At 64.3% G+C, this 18,650-nt stretch carries 17 protein-coding genes; 10 read left to right on the top strand and 7 right to left on the bottom strand.

Annotated features, from left to right (window positions below; translation table 11 throughout):
- Nucleotides 1-12: 12 nt before the first annotated feature.
- The gene (gene rsmB / locus BLU39_RS21650; protein ID WP_092716760.1) at nt 13-1,434 is read right to left on the bottom strand and encodes a 16S rRNA (cytosine(967)-C(5))-methyltransferase RsmB; all 1,422 of its coding nucleotides are present in this window, start codon (nt 1,432-1,434) and stop codon (nt 13-15) included.
- Between the two features lie 375 nt (nt 1,435-1,809).
- Between rsmB and argS the strand changes: the two genes are divergently transcribed.
- Genes argS through BLU39_RS21615 form a run of 7 tightly spaced genes read left to right on the top strand, consistent with a single transcriptional unit; the run spans nt 1,810 to nt 8,011 of the window.
- Complete coding sequence (gene argS, locus BLU39_RS21645; RefSeq protein ID WP_092716757.1) at nt 1,810-3,519, top strand: arginine--tRNA ligase; 1,710 nt, start codon at nt 1,810-1,812, stop codon at nt 3,517-3,519.
- Between the two features lie 20 nt (nt 3,520-3,539).
- The gene (locus BLU39_RS21640; RefSeq protein ID WP_092716755.1) at nt 3,540-4,259 is read left to right on the top strand and encodes an SPOR domain-containing protein; all 720 of its coding nucleotides are present in this window, start codon (nt 3,540-3,542) and stop codon (nt 4,257-4,259) included.
- 9 nt (nt 4,260-4,268) lie between these two features.
- Complete coding sequence (locus BLU39_RS21635; protein WP_034749335.1) at nt 4,269-4,940, top strand: thiol:disulfide interchange protein DsbA/DsbL; 672 nt, start codon at nt 4,269-4,271, stop codon at nt 4,938-4,940.
- A 37-nt stretch (nt 4,941-4,977) separates the two neighbouring features.
- Entirely contained in the window at nt 4,978-5,751 is a 774-nt protein-coding gene (locus tag BLU39_RS21630) for an SDR family oxidoreductase (protein ID WP_092716753.1), read from the top strand.
- A gap of 10 nt (nt 5,752-5,761) precedes the next feature.
- Nucleotides 5,762-6,556 (top strand): biotin--[acetyl-CoA-carboxylase] ligase, encoded by a 795-nt coding sequence (locus tag BLU39_RS21625; protein ID WP_092716751.1) that lies wholly within the window; start codon nt 5,762-5,764, stop codon nt 6,554-6,556.
- A 4-nt stretch (nt 6,557-6,560) separates the two neighbouring features.
- Nucleotides 6,561-7,319: a type III pantothenate kinase gene (locus BLU39_RS21620; protein ID WP_092716749.1), complete on the top strand. Its 759-nt coding sequence runs from the start codon at nt 6,561-6,563 to the stop codon at nt 7,317-7,319.
- Nucleotides 7,313-8,011, top strand: coding sequence for an SPOR domain-containing protein (locus BLU39_RS21615; RefSeq protein ID WP_092716747.1), 699 nt, complete (start codon nt 7,313-7,315; stop codon nt 8,009-8,011). Before BLU39_RS21620 ends, BLU39_RS21615 begins: the two co-directional genes overlap by 7 nt.
- A gap of 45 nt (nt 8,012-8,056) precedes the next feature.
- Here the strand turns inward: BLU39_RS21615 and BLU39_RS21610 are convergent, their stop codons facing one another.
- The 6 genes from BLU39_RS21610 to BLU39_RS21585 form a co-directional block, all read right to left on the bottom strand.
- Nucleotides 8,057-9,109, bottom strand: coding sequence for a septal ring lytic transglycosylase RlpA family protein (locus BLU39_RS21610; protein ID WP_092716745.1), 1,053 nt, complete (start codon nt 9,107-9,109; stop codon nt 8,057-8,059).
- Nucleotides 9,109-10,224, bottom strand: coding sequence for a rod shape-determining protein RodA (gene rodA / locus BLU39_RS21605; RefSeq protein ID WP_046683484.1), 1,116 nt, complete (start codon nt 10,222-10,224; stop codon nt 9,109-9,111). The genes BLU39_RS21610 and rodA overlap by 1 nt, the downstream gene beginning before the upstream one ends.
- Before the next feature lie 8 nt (nt 10,225-10,232).
- Nucleotides 10,233-12,203, bottom strand: coding sequence for a penicillin-binding protein 2 (gene mrdA, locus BLU39_RS21600; protein WP_092716743.1), 1,971 nt, complete (start codon nt 12,201-12,203; stop codon nt 10,233-10,235).
- Between the two features lie 12 nt (nt 12,204-12,215).
- Entirely contained in the window at nt 12,216-12,728 is a 513-nt protein-coding gene (gene mreD / locus BLU39_RS21595) for a rod shape-determining protein MreD (protein ID WP_092716741.1), read from the bottom strand.
- A complete protein-coding gene (gene mreC / locus BLU39_RS21590; protein ID WP_092716739.1) occupies nt 12,725-13,789 on the bottom strand; it encodes a rod shape-determining protein MreC in 1,065 nt (354 codons plus the stop codon). The genes mreD and mreC overlap by 4 nt, the downstream gene beginning before the upstream one ends.
- Before the next feature lie 108 nt (nt 13,790-13,897).
- Nucleotides 13,898-14,941, bottom strand: a complete 1,044-nt coding sequence (locus tag BLU39_RS21585) for a rod shape-determining protein (protein ID WP_010393186.1) — start codon at nt 14,939-14,941, stop codon at nt 13,898-13,900.
- Between the two features lie 351 nt (nt 14,942-15,292).
- Between BLU39_RS21585 and gatC the strand changes: the two genes are divergently transcribed.
- Genes gatC through gatB form a run of 3 tightly spaced genes read left to right on the top strand, consistent with a single transcriptional unit; the run spans nt 15,293 to nt 18,642 of the window.
- Complete coding sequence (gene gatC, locus BLU39_RS21580) at nt 15,293-15,595, top strand: Asp-tRNA(Asn)/Glu-tRNA(Gln) amidotransferase subunit GatC (protein ID WP_092716737.1); 303 nt, start codon at nt 15,293-15,295, stop codon at nt 15,593-15,595.
- 52 nt (nt 15,596-15,647) lie between these two features.
- Entirely contained in the window at nt 15,648-17,132 is a 1,485-nt protein-coding gene (gene gatA / locus BLU39_RS21575) for an Asp-tRNA(Asn)/Glu-tRNA(Gln) amidotransferase subunit GatA (RefSeq protein ID WP_092716735.1), read from the top strand.
- A complete protein-coding gene (gatB, locus tag BLU39_RS21570) occupies nt 17,107-18,642 on the top strand; it encodes an Asp-tRNA(Asn)/Glu-tRNA(Gln) amidotransferase subunit GatB (RefSeq protein ID WP_269800063.1) in 1,536 nt (511 codons plus the stop codon). Before gatA ends, gatB begins: the two co-directional genes overlap by 26 nt.
- Nucleotides 18,643-18,650 lie beyond the last annotated feature (8 nt).

Raw genomic sequence — 18,650 nt, 5'->3', positions numbered from 1 at the left:
TCGACGAATCGCTCAAGCCGCATTTTTTTGGAATAGCGCATAGAACAAACCGTCATGGTCCTGCTCCGCGCTGCCAGTCGGCAACAGCTGGCCAGGCGCTGTCAATCGGATCGCATTATTGCGCACCGCAAATGCCGCCGCCTGTGCCTCTGACTCCTGCGGCCACAATGAACATGTCACGAACAGCAATTTACCATCGGGGCGCAGCATCTGCCACAGGTTGTCCAGAATTTTAGATGAAAGTGTTGCAAGTTGGAACGCGTCGCCCTTGCGGCGCAACCAGCGAATATCGGGGTGGCGGCGCACGATGCCCGAGGCAGTGCACGGCACGTCGGCCAGGATGCGGTCGAACTGCTGGCCGTCCCACCACGCGCTCGATTGCGCATCCTGCGCCTTCAGTGTCGCGTCCAGGCCCAGGCGCTCGAGGTTTTCCGCGATGCGCGGCAAGCGCTTGGCGTCCGCGTCGATGGCGGTCACGTGTACATCGGCCAGTTCGAGGATGTGGCAGGTCTTGCCGCCCGGCGCGGCGCAGGCATCGAGCACGCGCATGCCGTCCTGCAAGTCCAGCAGCGGCGCGGCCAGTTGTGCGCCCGCATCCTGCACGGAGACGACGCCCTGCTCGAAGCCGGGAATCAGAGCCACGCCGATCGGCTTGTCCAGGCGCACGGCGAACGGTCCCACCTGGCGCGCGGCAATGCCCGCCTCGGCCAGCACGGCCAGGTACGCTTCCACCGTGCTCTTGCGGCGGTTCACGCGCAGGGTCAATGGCGGCACGGCGTTGCCCGCCGTCAGAATGGCTTGCCAGTCGCGCGGATAGGCCAGGCGCAGCGAATCGATCCACCACTGCGGATAATTCCATTGCGCCAACGGTTGCTGCAGGGCCGCTTCCAGCAAGGATTTGCGCTCGCGCAAGAAACGGCGCAGCACGGCGTTGACCATGCCCTTGGCGTGCGCCAGGTCAGGGTGCGAGGTGGCGACCGTGACGGCCTGGTCGACCACCGTGAATTCTTCGTACGGCTGTTCGCCCGGTTCGGCCGACATCAGGGACAGCGCGCAGCACAGCAGGGCCGCCAGCATGGGCGGCTCGGGCGCCTTCGACGTCATCAGGCCGACCAGGGTTTCGCTGCGGCCCAGCTGGCGCATGGTGCGGTAGGAAATATCCTGGATGGCGCCGCGCGCCTGCGGGCTGGCGTTCGATTGCGTAAATACCTTGGCCAGGGCCTGCGGCAGGGCCGTGCCCGTGCGCACTTGCGCCACGGCATTGGCCGCGCCCAGCAGGCAAAACGCCAGCGAGTCGGCACGCAAATCGGGTTGGAAGCCTGGCTGCAAGACCGGTTTCAGGTCGGGATGGTAGCTGGGACGCAACTTCGGCGCGGCAGGAGCCTGGCCTGGCGCCGGCTTGGTTTTCAATTTCAGCGTGGGGCGCTTGTTCATAGTTATCCGGTGTGGCTGCGCGCGGCGGGCTGCATGAAGGCAAAGTCGCGGCCGCGCGTCATCAATAAAGGGTCGATTGTAGCGTTTGTGGCGCCCTCTGACCCAGGCGATTGCAGCGATACCTGTAAATTGCAGCAAAAAACTGCATATATACAAGCAGAATGCGCCATGCTGATGTTTTCGTGCACCAACATGGGCATGCTGTCCTGATAATATCGTGAAACACGCCGGCACGGGAACACTGCCGGCTGGCGTATTGTTCCCGGCGGCAAACCAGTATAATTAACGCAGTCTGGGCGGCAATGTCATGGCCGTCCGTTTTGCTTTTCGATACATTCTATTCATTCTTAACGCGGTTCCACCGCCATCCTGCTCATGCTCGCCCAACAGAAACAAGAAATCATCGCCCTGTTCCAGGCCGCCCTCGCTCCAGTCCTGGCCGGCACTACGCTCGAGCCTACCGTGGTGCTCGAGCGACCACGCGATGCATCGCATGGCGACGTCGCCTGCAATATCGCCATGCAACTGGCCAAGCAGCTGAAACAGAATCCCCGCGAACTGGCGCAAACCATCGTGACGGCCGTACTGGCCAATCCGGCCGGCAAGGGCCTCGTCGAGGCAGTGGAAATCGCCGGTCCCGGCTTCATCAACGTACGCGTGTCCGCCGCCGCCAAGCAGGCCGTGGTGAAAACCATCCTGAGCGAAGCCGACGGCTATGGCCGCAGCGCTGCAGGCGCCGGCAAGCAAGTGATCCTGGAATTCGTGTCGGCCAACCCGACCGGTCCGCTGCACGTGGGCCACGGCCGCCAGGCAGCCCTGGGCGACGCCCTGTCCTCGCTGTTCGACGCGCAAGGCTACCAAGTGACGCGCGAGTTCTATTACAACGACGCGGGCGTGCAGATCCAGACCCTGGCCAACTCCGTGCAGGCGCGCGCGCGCGGCTTCAAGCCCGGCGACGCCGAATGGCCCGAGTCCGCCTACAACGGCGACTACATCGCCGACATCGCCAACGACTTCAAGGCCGGCAAGACCGTCTCGGCCAGCGATGGCCAGCCTGCCACGGCCAATGGCAACGTGGAAGACATCGATTCGATCCGCCCGTTTGCCGTCACCTATCTGCGCAACGAGCAGGACATCGACTTGCAGGCCTTCGGCGTGAAGTTCGACAATTACTACCTGGAATCGTCGCTGTACGCGGACGGCAAGGTCAACAGCGCCGTCGACACCCTGATCAAGGCGGGCCACACCTACGAGCAGGATGGCGCGCTGTGGCTGCGCACCACCGACTTCGGCGACGACAAGGACCGCGTGATGCGCAAGACGGATGGCACCTACACGTATTTCGTGCCGGACGTGGCCTATCACTTGGTGAAATGGCAGCGCGGCTTCGTGCAGGCCATCAATATCCAGGGCAGCGACCACCACGGCACCATCGCGCGCGTGCGCGCCGGCCTGCAGGCGGTCGACATGGGCATCCCGCAAGGCTACCCCGACTACGTGCTGCACAAGATGGTCACCGTCATGAAGGACGGCGAAGAGGTCAAGATCTCGAAGCGCGCCGGCTCCTACGTGACCGTGCGCGACCTGATCGAATGGTCGGGCGGCGGCGACATCGCCAAGGGCCGCGACGCCGTGCGCTTCTTCCTGATCTCGCGCAAGGCCGACACGGAATTCGTCTTCGACGTCGACGTGGCGCTGAAAACCACCGATGAAAATCCCGTCTATTACGTGCAGTATGCGCATGCGCGCATCTGCCGCATCCTGGAAAACTGGGGCGGCGATGCAAGCACTGTCGCCAACGTCGACCTTTCTCCACTGACGGCGCCGACCGAAGCGACCCTGCTGGCGACCCTGGCCGCCTACCCGGAAATGCTGGCGCGCGCGCAAGCGGAACTGGGACCGCACCAAGTCGCCTTCTACCTGCGCGACCTGGCCGCCAACCTGCACAGCTTCTACTTCGCCGAAAAAGTACTGGTCGAGGACGAAGCCGTCAAGATGGCCCGTCTGGCTCTCGTCATCGCCGCGCGCCAGGTACTGCGCAACGGCCTGGCACTGATCGGCGTGTCCGCGCCAAACAAAATGTAATCGCGAAGGTCAAACCGTCAATGAGTCACGCTTCCCCTAATGTTTCCCGCTTCTCTTCGACCCGGCGCCAGCAGGGCAATACCCTGGTCGGCATCATCATCGGCCTGGTCATCGGCCTGGGCATCGCCGTCGTGGTCGCCCTGGTGATCACCAAGGGCGCCTCGCCGTTCACCGACAAGTCGGGCAAGGCCGGCAAATCGGCCGAACCGACGGCCGGCCAGATCGCCGACCCGAACAAGCCGATGTACGGCAACAAGGAAGCGGCCAAGGAAGCGGCGCGCGACTTCTCCAAGGAGCCTCGCGAGATCGTCACGCCGACGCAGCCGGCCGCACCGGCGCCAGCGCCCGCTCCAGCGCAGCAGCCGAAGGCGCCGCCACCGGACGCGCTGCAGGAATTGATCGGTACGTTGAAAGACAAGCCGGCGCCGAAAACGCCGGCCGCGGCACCCGCGCCGCAAGCGAAGGCCGACGTGAAAGAGGCCAAGGCCGATGCAGCCAGCGACAAATGGATTTATTATCTGCAGGCCGGCGCCTTCCACGACATGTCGGATGCCGAAAGCACGCGCGGCAAACTGGCGCTGCTCGGCTTCGAAGCGGCCATCAGCGACCGCAGCACCGATGCCGGCGTGCTGCACCGCGTGCGCATCGGGCCGTTCAACCAGCTCGAAGCGATGAACCGCGCGCGCACCAAACTGTCTGAAAACGGCATCGATGTCGCCGTCGTCCGTAACCAAAAATAAGGAACCAGCATGCGTTTTCTGAAGAACATCCTGATCGCCGCCGCACTGTGCACGGCCGCCATGGGCGCATCGGCCTCGCCGGCCGACCCGAAGAACGGCGTCGAGTACGAAACCCTGCCTACGCCGCAGGCGACGGAATCGGGCAAGAAGATCGAAGTGACGGAGTTCTTCGCCTATTACTGCCCGCATTGCAACGTGCTCGAACCGCAACTGGCGGCCTGGGTCAAGAAACAGGGCGACAACATCGTCTTCAAGCGCGTGCACGTGTCGCGCGACGAGAGCGTGGCGCCGCAGCAGCGGCTGTTCTTCACCCTGCAAGCCATGGGCCTGGTCGACAAGCTGCACACCAGCGTCTTCCACGCCATGCACGTGGAACGCAACCGTCTGAACACCGACGACGCCGTCTTCGACTTCGTCGCCAAGCAGGGCGTGGATCGCCAGAAGTTCATCGACACCTACCGTTCCATGGGCATCTCGGCCCGCGTGCGCCGCGCGGACGCCATGATGCAAGGCTATAACGTGACGTTCTGGCCCATGATCGCCATCGATGGCCGCTACATCACGTCGCCTTCGCAAGCCGACCAGGGCAGCAAGTCGGCCAAGAACGAAGAGCAGCTGAACGCCCAGGCGCTCACCGTGATGGACGTGCTGGTCGCGAAAGCCAAAGCGGAAAAGAAATAAGCATGGCCACTTCCCTGGCGCGCCCGGGCATCGCCTGATGCAACGCGTGCTTTACAGCGTATTCATCACGGGCGCGTCGAGCGGACTGGGCGCCGCCCTGGCGCTGCGGTACGCGCACCAGGGCGCCCAGCTGGGCTTGCTGGCCCGCCGCGGCGACACCCTGCAGCAACTGATCGCTTCCCTGCCCCACCCTGAACGCCACCGCGCCTACGCCGTCGACGTGTGCGACCACGCCGCCCTGAAAAGCGCGGCCGATGACTTCATCGCCCATGCCGGCGGCATCGACGTCGTCATCGCCAGCGCCGGCGTATCCTACGGCACCCTGAGCGAACACGCGGAAGACCTGGACGCCTTCGCGCGCCTGATCGCCATCAACGTCACGGCCACCGTCGCCACCTTCGCGCCCTTCATCGCCGCCATGAAAAACCAGGGCAGCGGGCGCCTGGTGGGCATCGGCAGCGTGGCCGGCATCCGCGGCCTGCCCGGCGCCGAAGCCTACAGCGCCTCGAAGGCGGCCGTCATCAGCTACTGCGAATCGCTGCGCCTGGAATTGAAACCGGCCGGCATCAAGGTCGTCACCATCACGCCCGGCTACATCGACACGCCGATGACGCGCCACAATGCCTACCGCATGCCCTTTTTGATGCCGGCCGAAAAATTCGCCGCACGCGCCGCGCGCGCCATCGCCGACGGCGACAGCTACCGCGTGATCCCGTGGCAGATGGGCGTCGTCGCCAAGCTGCTGCGCGCGCTGCCCAATGCCGTGTACGACCGGGCCTTCGCGAATGCGCCGCACAAGGCACGCAACTGAACTGACCATCATGACGAAGCACTCAGACTTGAACAGCGCGGCCATCGCCGCCCATTGCGCCACGGGCGCCTCCCATGTGGCCATCGAAGTGGTCGACGAAACGGGATCGACCAACGCCGACCTGCTGGCGCGCTGCGCCACCCTGGCCGGCCCCACCCTGCGTATCGCCGGCCAGCAGACGGCCGGACGGGGGCGCGCCGGACGGCCGTGGGTGTCGCAGCCGGACGCCAGCCTGATGTTCTCGCTGGCCTGGCGTTTCAAGGGACCGCTGCACCAGCTGGTGGGATTGCCGCTGGCCGTCGGCGTGGCGCTGGCCGAAACCATGTCCTCGCTGGGCGTGCCGGTGCAGCTGAAGTGGCCGAACGACCTGCTCAAGGATGGCCATAAACTGGCCGGCATCCTCGTCGAGACGCAGCAGGCGGCCGATGGTGCCGTGTGGGCCGTGATCGGCTGCGGCATCAATCTGCTGATGCCCGATGCGCTGGAACGGCAGATCGGGCGCAGCGTCTCGGCCGTGCCCTGGCTGGCGCAGATGGAGCGCAATACCCTGGTGGCGGCCCTCTTGAGCCGCCTGGCCGGCGTGCTGGCCGAATTCGACGACACGGGCTTTGCGCCGTTCACGGAGCGCTGGAATCTGCTGCACGCGTGGCAGGGCCAGCACGTGAAAATCCTCGACAACGGCCAGTTGCTGCAGCAAGGCGTGGCGGCCGGCGTGGATCACCTGGGCCGCCTGCTGCTGCGTACCGATGGCGGCCTGCAGGAAGTCGTGTCCGGCGACGTATCCTTGCGCCTGCTGGGGGAGTAAGCGCATGCTGCTGCTGATCGACGCCGGCAATACGCGCATCAAATGGGCACTCGTGGCCCCCGATAGTGCCGCCGGCGGCTGGCTGGCCAGCGGCGCCGTCGCACATGCGCAGATCGACACCCTGGCCGCGCAGTGGGCGCCACTGGCCATCCATGAAGCGCTGCTGTCGAACGTGGCCGGCGCCAATATCGGCACGCGCCTGCGCGCCATGCTGCCCGTCGCCGCCCGCGACTTTGTCTCGCTGCCGCAGCTGGCGGGCCTGACAAATGGCTACCGCGCGCCGTCGCAGCTGGGCTGCGACCGCTTTGCCGCCGCCATCGGCGCGCAGGCGCTGGCGCCGGGCCAGGCCGTCATCGTCGCCAATTGCGGCACCGCCACCACCATCGACGCCGTCACGGCAGATGGCGTTTTCCTCGGCGGGATGATCTTGCCGGGACTGGGACTGATGGCCAGTTCGCTGGCGCGCAACACGGCGCAGCTGCCGCAAATCGCCAGCGACGCCGCCCTGCCGGCCGGCTTTGCCGACAACACGGACGACGCCATCCTTTCGGGCTGCCTGGCGGCCCAGGCGGGCGCCATCGAACGGGCCGTGCGCATGCACGGCGCCAGCGCCTGCCTGCTGTCGGGCGGCGCCGCGCCGCGCATCGCGCCGGCCCTGGCGCTGGCGGTACCGCTGCACCTGGTCGACAATATCGTCATGCTCGGCCTGCAGGCGGCCGCGCGCGCCGGGGCCGCAGGAACACAAGGAAACCACGTATGCTGAAATTCGTCTTCTGGCTGCTGGCCGGCGTCAACCTGCTGGTGCTGGCCATCGGCCAGGGTTATCTGGGCAGTTTTCGCACCGAGACGCGCGAGCCGGCACGCCTGAAAAACCAGCTGCAGGCCGGCAAGCTCACCTTGCTGACGCAGGAGCAGGCCACGGCGCCCGCCGCGCCGCCAGCGGCCGACCAGGCGGCGAAGCCGGCAGCGGCAGCACCTGCGGCGCCGACATCGTACGCGTGCACGGAAGTGGGCAATTTCCTGCTGGCCGATGGCCGCCGCTTCGAAGCGCAAGTGGCCGCGCTGGACCTGGGCGACCGCCAATCGCGCCGCAACGTGGCCGGCCAGGATATCTCCAGCTACATGGTGTACATCCCGCCGCAGGGCAGCAAGGAAGGCGCCGACCGCAAGGCCGGCGAATTGAAGCAGCTGGGCGTGACGAACTATTTCATCATGAACGAAAGCAGCCCGCTGCGCTGGGGCATTTCACTGGGTGTATTCAAGTCGGAAACGAGCGCGCAGAACCAGCTGGCATCGCTCAACAAGCAAGGCGTGCACAGCGCCCGGGTCGCGCCGCGCTACAGCGCCAGCAAGCAGTTCGCTTACCAGTTCCGCGACCTCGACGCCGCCACGCGCGCGCGGCTAGAAAAAATCAAGGCGCAGTTTCCGGAGCAGGAACTGCGCTCCTGTAAATGACAATCGCGTCGGATTACGGCGCCTTGCGCCTCATCCGACCTACGCTTATCTTTCGATGACGATCGGTTTGACACCCGCCGACGCCGGCAGGCTGGCCGCCGCGCGCGCCGCATCGGCGCGGCTCGTGAACGGTCCGCCGTACAGGCGGAACAAGGGACCGGCCGGCACCACATCGAGATGGCCCAGCGTTTGCGCATACGGCGCCAGTTGCGCGCGGCCCGCTTCCGCATTGTCCGCACGCGAATAGGCGCCCAGCTGCAGGTAGAAGCCGGTGGCCAGCGCCGCTGGCGCGGGCGCGGCCACGGTGGCATCGACCGCTGACAGCGCAGTGATTTCAGGCTGCACCACGGCGCGCATTTCCGGTTCGCTGTCGGCCGGCGTATCGATCGACCTGGCCACCACCGACGGCACCGGCTTCGGCGCCGCGCGCGCCGCCAGGATGGCGTCGATATCGGCCGGCAGCAGCCGTTCGACGACCACCTGGTGGCTGCCCTTGCCGAGGAAGCCCAGTTTCAGCGCCGCCGTGTAGGACACGTCGATGACGCGCGTGGCGTGGAACGGGCCGCGGTCGTTGATGCGCACGATCACCTGCTGGCCGCTGTCGATGCTCGTCACGCGCGCATACGACGGAATCGGCAAGGTCGGATGGGCCGCCGTCATCTTGTACATATCGTAGATTTCGCCCGACGAGGTGCGCTGGCCGTGGAATTTCTTGCCATACCAGGTGCCCGTGCCCGTCTGCTTGAACGGCTCGTTGTCGGTGATCGGGGTGTAGGTCTTGCCGAAGACGACGTAGGGGCGGTTCGAGCGTGTCGAATACGGCTCGTTGCGCACTTCCGCGTCGGGCACGTCGCGCAGGTTGGCCGGCGGATTGTCGCCCGGACCGTCATCCTTGTAGTAGCCGCCGCGCCCGGAGCCGGCCGCCGGCAATGCCGGCAAGGTGGGATCCTGGCGCACGGGCACCTTGACCTTGCCGCCGGACGGCAGCGGCACGTTATGCGATGCGGGCTTTTGCGGCGTGGTGCCGCAGGCGGCCAGGGTCAGCAAAGCGGCCAAGCTCAGCCCGCGCATGGCGAAGGTGTCGAAAGGCGCCCGCATCAGGTTTGCACCAGCTTGCGGTGGCGCTGAATGCTCATCAGGATGCCGGTGGCCACGCCCAGGGTCAGCAGCGCGGTGCCGCCATAACTGAGGAATGGAAGGGGCACGCCGACCACCGGCACGATGCCGCTGACCATGCCCATGTTTACAAAGGCGTAAGTAAAGAAAATCATAGTTATCGCTCCTGCCAGCAGGCGAGTGAAAAAACTGGGGGCGTTGGCGGCGATCATCATCCCCCGTCCCACCAGCAGCAAATACATCAGCATCAGGATCAAATTACCGACCAGGCCGAATTCCTCGGAATATACGGCAAAAATAAAATCGGTCGTGCGCTCCGGAACGAATTCCAGGTGCGCCTGCGTGCCATGCGTCCAGCCCTTGCCCGTCATGCCGCCGGAACCGATGGCGATGATGGACTGGATGATATGGAAGCCCTTGCCCAGCGGGTCTTTGGTCGGGTCGATCAGCATCATCACGCGGTCGCGCTGGTAATCATGCAGGTGCGACCAGGCGATCGGCAGGCAGGACACAAAGGTGATCAGCAAGCCGGCCAGCACCTTCCACGACAGGCCGGCCAGGAAGATGACGGTAAAGCCGGCCGCCACCACCAGCAGCGCCGTGCCCAGGTCGGGCTGGCGCGCGATCAGGTACACGGGCACCAGCAGCAGCACGGCCGCCATCAGGAACGATTTCCAGCGCAGGGCGCCCGCATTGTGCTGGAAGAACCAGGCCAGCATCAGCGGCGTGGCGATCTTCAGGAATTCGGAGGGCTGGATATCGATCACGCCGATATGCAGCCAGCGCCGGGCGCCGAGCTTGATGGTGCCGAACAGCGCCACGGCCACCAGCAGGATCACCGATACCGTGTACGCGGGCACGGCGATGCGCATCATCATCTGCGGCGTGATATTGGCCGCCACCCACATGACGAAAAAGCACAGCAGGATGTTGCGCAGATGGTCCTCGATCTTGCCGGGGATGCCGATGCTGGCCGAATACAGGGTCAGCAGGCTGGTACACAGCAGCATCAGGATGATGATCATCAGCGGCGGATCGAACACCGCCAGATAGGGTTTGGCGCGCCGCCACAGCGAGCGCCTCTCGTTAATGGGCATGTGCTTCCTTATTGCCTGGCAGGAGCCGCCGGGGCGGCCTGCTCGTCCGTGATTTCTTCCAGGGTGCGCACTTCGTCGACATCTTCCTTGGGCACCTTGGTCGTGTCCTTTTCCTTGTCGCTCGGGCGCTTGCCCAGCAGGTAGTAATCGAGCGCCTTGCGCGCGATCGGCGCGGCCACGCCGGCGCCGAAGCCCGCGTTTTCCACCACGATCGCGATCGCGATGCGCGGCTTGTCGGCCGGCGCGAAGGCCGTAAACAAGGCGTTGTCGCGCAGGCGCTCGGCCAGCAGCTTGGCATTGTACTTCTCGTTTTTCTTGATGCCCACCACCTGCGCCGTACCCGTCTTGCCGCCCACCGTGTACTGCACGCCGGTGAAGATGCGCGCGGCCGTGCCGCCCGCCTCGCTGGTCACGCCCACCATGGCGCGCTTGATGATGTCGATGTTTTCCTGCTTGAGCGCGATGCGGTAGCTTTCCTTGGGCACCGTCAGGGTGCGCGCGCGCGTGGCGGCGTCCTCGATGATTTTTACCAGATGCGGCTTCATCACCACGCCATTGTTCGCCAGGTTGGCCGTCGCGTGGGCGATCTGCAGCGGCGTGTAGGAATTGTAGCCCGAGCCGTTACTCACCGAAATCGTGTCGCCGCCCACCCATTTTTTCTGCTGCGGCGTCTTGAAGCGGTTGCGCTTCCATTCCATCGACGGCAGCACGCCCGTCTTTTCGTTATTCAGGTCGATGCCCGTCAGCTGGCCGAAACCGAACGGCTTCATGAAGTCGTGAATGGCGTCGATGCCCATGTCGCGGCCCAGCTGATAGTAATAGGTGTTGCACGAGACGACGATGGATTTGTGCATGTCCACCGTGCCATGACCGCCCACCTTGTCATCGCGGAAGGTGTGGCCACCCAAGATGAAGAAACCGGGATCGGAAATCGACTGGCTCGGCGTGCGCTTGCCCAATTCCAGCGCGGCCAGCGCCATGAAGGGCTTGAAGGTCGAGCCGGGCGCATAGGTGCCGGACAGGGGACGGTTGACCATCGGCCGGTCCAGCGAGGTATTGAGTTCGTTCCAGCTTTGCTGGTCGATGCCGTCGACGAACAGATTCGGGTCGTAGCCGGGCTTGGACACGTAGGCGAGGATGTCGCCCGTGGCCGGGTCGATGGCGACGGCCGCGCCGCGCCATTCGCCGAACGCTTCCTCGACCACTTTTTGCAGTTCGATGTCGATCGACAGGATCAGGTTATTGCCGGGCGTGGCCGCCGTGCGCGACAGGGTGCGCATGGCGCGCCCGCCGGCAGACACTTCCACCTCTTCGTAGCCGGTGGTGCCGTGCAGCTGCTTCTCGTAGCTTTTTTCCAGGCCTTCCTTGCCGATATGGTCGGTGCCGTTATAGTTGGCCGCGTCCTCGCCCTCTTCCAGCGCCTTGGCTTCGTTGCGGTTGATGCGGCCGATGAAGCCCACCACGTGCGAAGCCACCTCGCCCATCGGATACTGGCGGAACAAGCGCGCCTGCACTTCCACGCCGGGGAAGCGGAAACGGTGCGCCGTGAAGCGCGCCACTTCCTCGTCCGTCAGGCGCGTGCGCAGGGGCACGCTGACGAAATTCTTCGATTCTTCCAGCAGCTTCTTGAAGCGGCGGCGGTCCTTGATGTCGATCTGCACCAGGGTCGACAACTCGTCGATCACGGAGTCGAGGCTGGCACTGAGCTTCGATGGCGTCACTTCCAGCGTGTAGGCCGAGTAATTGCGCGCCAATACGACGCCATTGCGGTCGAGGATCAGGCCGCGCGTGGGCACGATGGGCACCACGGCGATGCGGTTGTCCTCGGCCTTGGTCGCATAGTCTTCGTGCTTGATCACCTGCAGCCAGATGAAGCGCGCCAGCAGCAGCGAAAAGCAGACAAACACGAGCGCGCCCAGGACGGTCAGGCGCATCCGGAAGAAATGCAGTTCGCGCTCGTTATTCTTCAGTTCAGTCATGGCAGGCGCTCGTCAGATCGGCCGGTTATGGTCGCGGTCCACGGCGCGGCGCTGTGGCGCCAGCAGAATCCACGTCACGAAAGGCCACAGGGCGACGGCGACGAAGCTCTCGATGAAATTGAGCCAGCCGGGGAAGCGGCCCGAGACGATCAATCGCGTCAGCAATTGCAGCGCCTGCGTCAGCAGCAGCAGCGGCAGCACGTGCAGCGCCTGGGTCATGATGGGGAACCACAGCACGCGCCGGTGCATCATGATGGCGAAATACGACAGCAGGGTGTAGGCCAGCGCGTTCTCGCCCAGCAGGGTCGAGTCGTGCACGTCCATCATCAGGCCCATGAAGAAGGCCACGCCGATGCCGACCTTGCGCGGCTGGTGGATGCCCCAGAAGACCAGCACCAGGGCGACGAAATCGGGCACGCCGACGAACTGCCCCCATGGCAGCAAATTCAGCAGGAATGCGCACAGCAGGGAAAAGCCGATGAACAGGGGGCTGACCGGCAGCAGGATGTAATGCGGGCGGTTCATCGTGTCGCTTCCTTCGGTGGCACGGCGGCAGGTGTTGGTACGGGCGTTGCTGTCGGTGCAGCCGGTTTCGGCGCGGGGCTGGCAGGCGGTTTCGCTGCCGGTGCGGCGGGCGCGTTGGCGGGCGCGGCAGCGGCAGCGGCTTCCTTGGCAGGGTCCTTGATCGGCGCCATCTTGCCGGCGATCTTGCGGCCCGTCTTGACGTCTTCGGCGGGCGGGCGCGGCGGAATCTCGGGCGACGTCATCAGGATGAGCAACTGGGTATTGCGTTCGATGCCGGCCAGCGGCTGGCACACGACGCGGCCGAACGGGCCGTGCGCATTGCGCTCGACCAGGGTTACGCGCGCCACGGCCAGGCCGGCCGGATACAGGCCGTCGAGACCCGAGGTGATGACGATGTCGCCAATCTGGATGTCGGCGCTGGGGGCCGTGAAGCGCAGTTCCATGGTGCCGGACTTGCCGCGCCCGATGGCCACGCTGCGCACGCCATTGCGCAGCAGCTGCACGGGAATGGCCTGCTCTTCATCGGTCAAGAGCGTCACTTCGGAAGTGAACGGGAACACGCGCGTGACCTGCCCCACCACGCCCAGGTTGTCGATCACGGGGCGGCCCAGTTCCACGCCATTCTGGATGCCGCGATCGAGCACGATCTTGCGCGTGGCCGAATCGCGCGTGTCGTACAGCACTTCGGCTATCAAGGTCTTGACGGGCACGCGCTCGCGCGCTTCCATCAGCTTGCGCAAGTGATTGTTTTCAACGATGTTGAGCTGCGCCTGCTGCAGGATCTGCGCCGAGGCGATCTGTTCGTGCTTCAGGTCGCGCACCTGTTTTTCCAGGGCGGACAGCGAAGAAAAGTAGTTGCCGACGCCAAGCGCCACGTCGCGCGGCACCAGGGCCGCCATCTGCACCGGATACAGCACTGTGCCGACTGCCTGGCGCACGGCGGTCAGCGCGTGCATGCGCGAATCGACCAGCAGCAGGGCGATAGAAATGCCGGCGAACACCATCATCTTGACGCGGGCGGAGGCGCCTTGTTTGAAAAGTGGCGGAGGACTGTATTCCATGACTTCCAATGATCAGGCCAGGCGCAGTGCGCCAACGTGCAGGCCCCGGTCAAACGCCGGCGCCAAAACCAAAAAAAGGCCGGAATGGTTTCCGGCCCTTCTGTCAGATTATTCGTAGGAGAAGATCGAGCCGAGCTTGTCCATACGTTCCAGTGCCATCCCGGAACCGCGCACCACGCAGGTGAGCGGGTCCTCGGCCACCAGCACCGGCAGGCCGGTTTCCTCCATCAGCAGGCGGTCCAGGTCGCGCAGCAGTGCGCCGCCGCCCGTCAGCATCATGCCTTTCTCGGCGATGTCGGCGCCCAGTTCCGGTGGCGTCTGTTCCAGCGCGTTTTTCACGGCCGAGACGATGTTGTTCAGCGGGTCGGTCAGCGCTTCGAGGATCTCGTTGCTGGAGATGGTGAACGAACGCGGGATGCCTTCGGACAGATTGCGGCCCTTGACTTCCATTTCCTTCACTTCCGAACCAGGGAAAGCCGAACCGATGGCCTTCTTGATGGCTTCGGCCGTCTGTTCGCCGATCAGCATGCCGTAGTTGCGGCGGATGTAGTTGACGATGGCTTCATCGAACTTGTCGCCGCCGACGCGCACGGAACCCTTGTAGACCATGCCGCCCAGCGAGATGATGCCCACTTCCGTGGTACCGCCGCCGATGTCGACCACCATCGAGCCGGTCGCTTCGGACACGGGCAAGCCCGCGCCGATGGCCGCGGCCATCGGTTCTTCGATCAGGTACACCTGCGATGCGCCGGCGCCCAGGGCCGATTCGCGGATCGCGCGGCGTTCGACCTGCGTCGAACCGCACGGCACGCAAATGATGATGCGCGGCGATGGACGGAAGAATTTCGAGTCGTGCACCATGCGGATGAATTGCTTGAGCATTTGCTCGGTCACGGTGAAGTCGGCGATCACGCCATCTTTCATCGGACGAATCGCTTCGATATTGCCCGGCACCTTGCCCAGCATCTGCTTGGCTTCCTTGCCGACTGCCTGAATGGTCTTCTTGCCATTCGGACCGCCTTCCTGGCGGATGGCGACGACGGATGGCTCGTCCAGGACGATACCGAGGCCGCGTACATAAATAAGGGTGTTGGCCGTGCCCAAGTCAATGGCCAGATCGGTGGAGATATACCTGCGTAAAAAACCAAACATGAGTGTCCTGTAGCGCATCGAGCTGCGCAAAAGCTGTTTATGGGGAGTTTCAAAGCGGGCGCTTTCAGGCACCCTGAAAATCCGTGGAGGCGATTTTTTCGGGTTTCGCTTGGCGCTTGCGCAATCTTTTCTATGCTGCGGCAGCGGTCCATCAGCGCCGGCAACGCATTAACCCGCCATTCTACCTTATAATTTGAATGCGATTTGCCCAAAAACCATGGAAAAGTGCGACTCTTGCAGCCGCAAGTTACGCGGCATTCCTCGATTTTTGTGAGCAAAATAGCAGTAAATACCCGCGTTTTATCAAAACGCCAACTTAATACTAATGCGCGGCACTCCGCGCCATTCGCCATGTCCCTGACACTCTCCGATGTAAAACGCATTGCCCACCTGGCACAACTTGACATGGCCGACGACCAGGCCGTCACCTCTTTGGCCCAATTGAACAAGATTTTTGCACTGGCCGAACAAATGCAAGCCGTCAATACCGATGGCGTGGCGCCCCTGAGCCACCCGCTGGCCGCCCACATGGACAATATCGCCCTGCGCCTGCGCGAAGACCAGGCCACGGAACAGAACCGCCGCGACGCCTACCAGGCCGTGGCGCCGAAGGTACAGGATGGCCTGTATCTCGTGCCAAAAGTGATCGAGTAACTGCGCCGCTCCATGCTGTTGCCTTCCCGTCGAATATCAAAATAGAAACGCCATGCATACAAAATCCATCAAACAGCTGTCCACGCTTTTGCAGAACAAGGAAATTTCCGCCGTTGCGCTGGCGACGCATTTCCTCGACCGCATCGAAGCGGACAAGTCGAACGCCTTCTTGCACGTCGACCGTGCCCTGACCCTGGCGCAAGCGGCCGAAGCGGACGCCCGCATCGCCGCCGGCACGGCCACGCCATTGACGGGCGTGCCCATCGCACACAAGGACTTGTTCGTCACCAAAGGCTGGCGCACGACGGCCGGCTCGAAAATGCTGGCCAACTACGCCAGCCCGTTTGACGCCACCGTCGTGGAAAAATTCCAGGCGGCCGGCATGGTCACCCTGGGCAAGGTCAATTGCGACGAATTTGCCATGGGCTCGGGCAATGAGAACTCGGCCTTCGGCGCCGTGCGGAACCCGTGGGACAAGAACGCCGTGCCGGGCGGCTCGTCCGGTGGCTCGGCCGCCGCCGTGGCGGCCGGCCTGACGCCGGCGGCCACCGGCACCGACACGGGCGGCTCGATCCGCCAGCCAGCCGCTTTTTGCGGCATCACCGGCATCAAGCCCACGTATGGCCGCGTCTCGCGCTTCGGCATGATCGCCTTTGCCTCGTCGCTGGACCAGGGCGGCCCGATGGCCCGCTCGGCCGAAGACTGCGCCCTGCTCTTGAGTGCCATGGCCGGCTTCGACGAACGCGACTCGACCAGCCTGTCGCCGGAACAGGGCGGCGTGGCGGAAGATTTTTCGCGCGAGCTGGGCCAGCCCCTGACGGGCCTGCGCATCGGCGTGCCGCGCGAGTACTTCGGCGAGGGCCTGGCCAAGGACGTGGAAGCGGCCGTGCGCGGCGCGCTGGCGCAGTATGAAAAGCTGGGCGCCACCCTGGTCGACATCTCGCTGCCGAACACGGCCCTGTCGATTCCAGCCTATTACATGATCGCCCCGGCCGAAGCGTCGTCGAACCTGTCGCGCTACGACGGCGTGCGCTACGGCCACCGCGCCGCCGAGTACAAGGACTTGCAGGACATGTACAAGAAGTCGCGCGCCCAGGGCTTCGGTCCCGAAGTGCAGCGCCGCATCATGGTCGGCACCTATGTGCTGTGCCACGGCTATTACGACGCCTATTATCTGAAAGCGCAAAAGATCCGCCGCCTGATCGCGCAGGATTTCGAGGCCGTCCTGAATGGCCCGAACGCCGTCTGCGACGTCATCATGGGACCGGTCGCGCCGACCGTGGCCTGGGACCTGGGCGACAAGACGGACGACCCGGTGGCGAACTACCTGGCCGACATCTACACCCTGTCGACCAGCCTGGCCGGCCTGCCCGGCATGTCGATCCCTTGCGGCTTCGGCGAAGGCGAGAAAAACGGCAAGCGCCCTGTCGGCCTGCAAATCATCGGCAATTATTTTGGCGAAGCCAAGCTGCTGAACGTCGCCCACCAGTTCCAGCAAGTGACGGACTGGCATACGCGCAGCCCGGCCGGTATCTAAGAACAAACGCGCCGCCACTGGCGGCGCCACCAAATTAAGCGAGAACACTATGCAATGGGAAGTCGTCATCGGTCTTGAGAACCACGTGCAGCTCACGACCGAATCCAAAATTTTCAGCGGTTCGCCGATCAAGTACGGCGCCGAAGCCAACACGCAGGCGAGCCCCGTCGACCTGGCGCTGCCAGGCGTACTGCCCGTGATGAACAAGCAAGCCGTCGACCGCGCGATCCGTTTTGGCCTGGCCGTGGGCGCCACCGTGGCGCCGCACTCGGTCTTCGCGCGCAAAAACTATTTTTATCCGGATTCGCCGAAGGGCTACCAGATCAGCCAGTTCGAGGACCCCGTCGTCATCGGCGGCGCCCTGACCTTCGGCTACGAAAAGGATGGCGAATTCGTCACCAAGACCGTCAACCTGACGCGCGCACACCTGGAAGAAGACGCCGGTAAATCCCTGCACGAAGACTATGCGGGCATGAGCGGCATCGACTTGAACCGCGCCGGCACGCCGCTGCTGGAAATCGTCTCGGAACCGGAAATCCGCAGCGCCGCCGAAGCCGTGGCCTACGCCAAGGCCCTGCACTCGCTGGTCATGTGGCTGGGCGTTTGCGACGGCAACATGCAGGAAGGCTCGTTCCGCTGCGACGTCAACGTCTCCGTGCGCCCTGTCGGCCAGAAGGAATTCGGCACCCGCTGCGAAATCAAGAACCTGAACTCCTTCCGCTTCATCGAAGAAGCCGTGCACGTGGAAGTGCGCCGCCAGATCGAACTAATCGAAGACGGCGGCAAGGTCGTGCAAGCGACACGCCTGTACGATCCGGATCGCAAGGAAACGCGCGAAATGCGCAGCAAGGAAGACGCGCAGGATTACCGCTACTTCCCGGACCCTGACCTGCCGCCGCTGGTCATCTCCCAAGCGTGGATCGACACCGTCAAGGCCTCGATGCCGGAACTGCCGGCCGCCATGCGCGCCCGTTTCATCAGCGAATACGCGCTGCCGGACTACGATGCGCTGGTGCTGACGCAGTCGAAAGCCATGGCGACTTACTTCGTCGCCGTGGTCGACAAAGCCGGCAAGGAAAACGCCAAGGCCGCCGCCAACTGGCTGATGGGCGACGTGTCGTCGACCCTGAACCGCGAAGGCGTGGACCTGGACGACGCGCCCGTCTCCGCCGCGCAATTGGCCGCCATGCTCAAGCGCATCGCCGACGGCACCATCTCGAACAAGGCGGCGAAAGAAGTCTTCGCAGGCATGTGGGAAGCGAAGTCCGACGACGACAATCTCGTTGACACCATCATCGATGCCAAGGGCCTGAAACAGATCTCGGATACTGGCGCCCTGGAAGCCATCGTCGACGAAGTGCTGGCGGCCAACGCCAAGTCGGTGGAGCAGTACCGAGCCGGCAAGGAAGCAGCGATCAACGCGCTGATCGGCCAGGCGATGAAGGCATCCAAAGGCAAGGCCAACCCGGCCCAGCTGACGGAACTGCTGAAGGCCAAGCTGGCGGGCTGACCGTCCGC

Source organism: Janthinobacterium sp. OK676 (genome assembly GCF_900103595.1).
In the GTDB taxonomy this organism is placed as follows: Bacteria; Pseudomonadota; Gammaproteobacteria; order Burkholderiales; family Burkholderiaceae_D; genus Janthinobacterium.
This window is presented reverse-complemented; position numbering and strand designations above follow the sequence as displayed.

Bases quoted from the DNA above. Each gene is read 5' to 3' on its own strand.
- rsmB (WP_092716760.1), bottom strand. From the start codon at position 1,434: ATGAACAAGCGCCCCACGCTGAAATTGAAAACCAAGCCGGCGCCAGGC.
- BLU39_RS21635 (WP_034749335.1), top strand. From the start codon at position 4,269: ATGCGTTTTCTGAAGAACATCCTGATCGCCGCCGCACTGTGCACGGCC.
- mreD (WP_092716741.1), bottom strand. From the start codon at position 12,728: ATGAACCGCCCGCATTACATCCTGCTGCCGGTCAGCCCCCTGTTCATC.
- BLU39_RS21615 (WP_092716747.1), top strand. From the start codon at position 7,313: ATGCTGAAATTCGTCTTCTGGCTGCTGGCCGGCGTCAACCTGCTGGTG.
- BLU39_RS21610 (WP_092716745.1), bottom strand. From the start codon at position 9,109: ATGCGGGCGCCTTTCGACACCTTCGCCATGCGCGGGCTGAGCTTGGCC.
- mrdA (WP_092716743.1), bottom strand. From the start codon at position 12,203: ATGACTGAACTGAAGAATAACGAGCGCGAACTGCATTTCTTCCGGATG.
- mreC (WP_092716739.1), bottom strand. From the start codon at position 13,789: ATGGAATACAGTCCTCCGCCACTTTTCAAACAAGGCGCCTCCGCCCGC.
- BLU39_RS21640 (WP_092716755.1), top strand. From the start codon at position 3,540: ATGAGTCACGCTTCCCCTAATGTTTCCCGCTTCTCTTCGACCCGGCGC.
- BLU39_RS21585 (WP_010393186.1), bottom strand. From the start codon at position 14,941: ATGTTTGGTTTTTTACGCAGGTATATCTCCACCGATCTGGCCATTGAC.
- rodA (WP_046683484.1), bottom strand. From the start codon at position 10,224: ATGCCCATTAACGAGAGGCGCTCGCTGTGGCGGCGCGCCAAACCCTAT.
- BLU39_RS21630 (WP_092716753.1), top strand. From the start codon at position 4,978: ATGCAACGCGTGCTTTACAGCGTATTCATCACGGGCGCGTCGAGCGGA.
- gatC (WP_092716737.1), top strand. From the start codon at position 15,293: ATGTCCCTGACACTCTCCGATGTAAAACGCATTGCCCACCTGGCACAA.
- BLU39_RS21620 (WP_092716749.1), top strand. From the start codon at position 6,561: ATGCTGCTGCTGATCGACGCCGGCAATACGCGCATCAAATGGGCACTC.
- gatA (WP_092716735.1), top strand. From the start codon at position 15,648: ATGCATACAAAATCCATCAAACAGCTGTCCACGCTTTTGCAGAACAAG.
- BLU39_RS21625 (WP_092716751.1), top strand. From the start codon at position 5,762: ATGACGAAGCACTCAGACTTGAACAGCGCGGCCATCGCCGCCCATTGC.
- argS (WP_092716757.1), top strand. From the start codon at position 1,810: ATGCTCGCCCAACAGAAACAAGAAATCATCGCCCTGTTCCAGGCCGCC.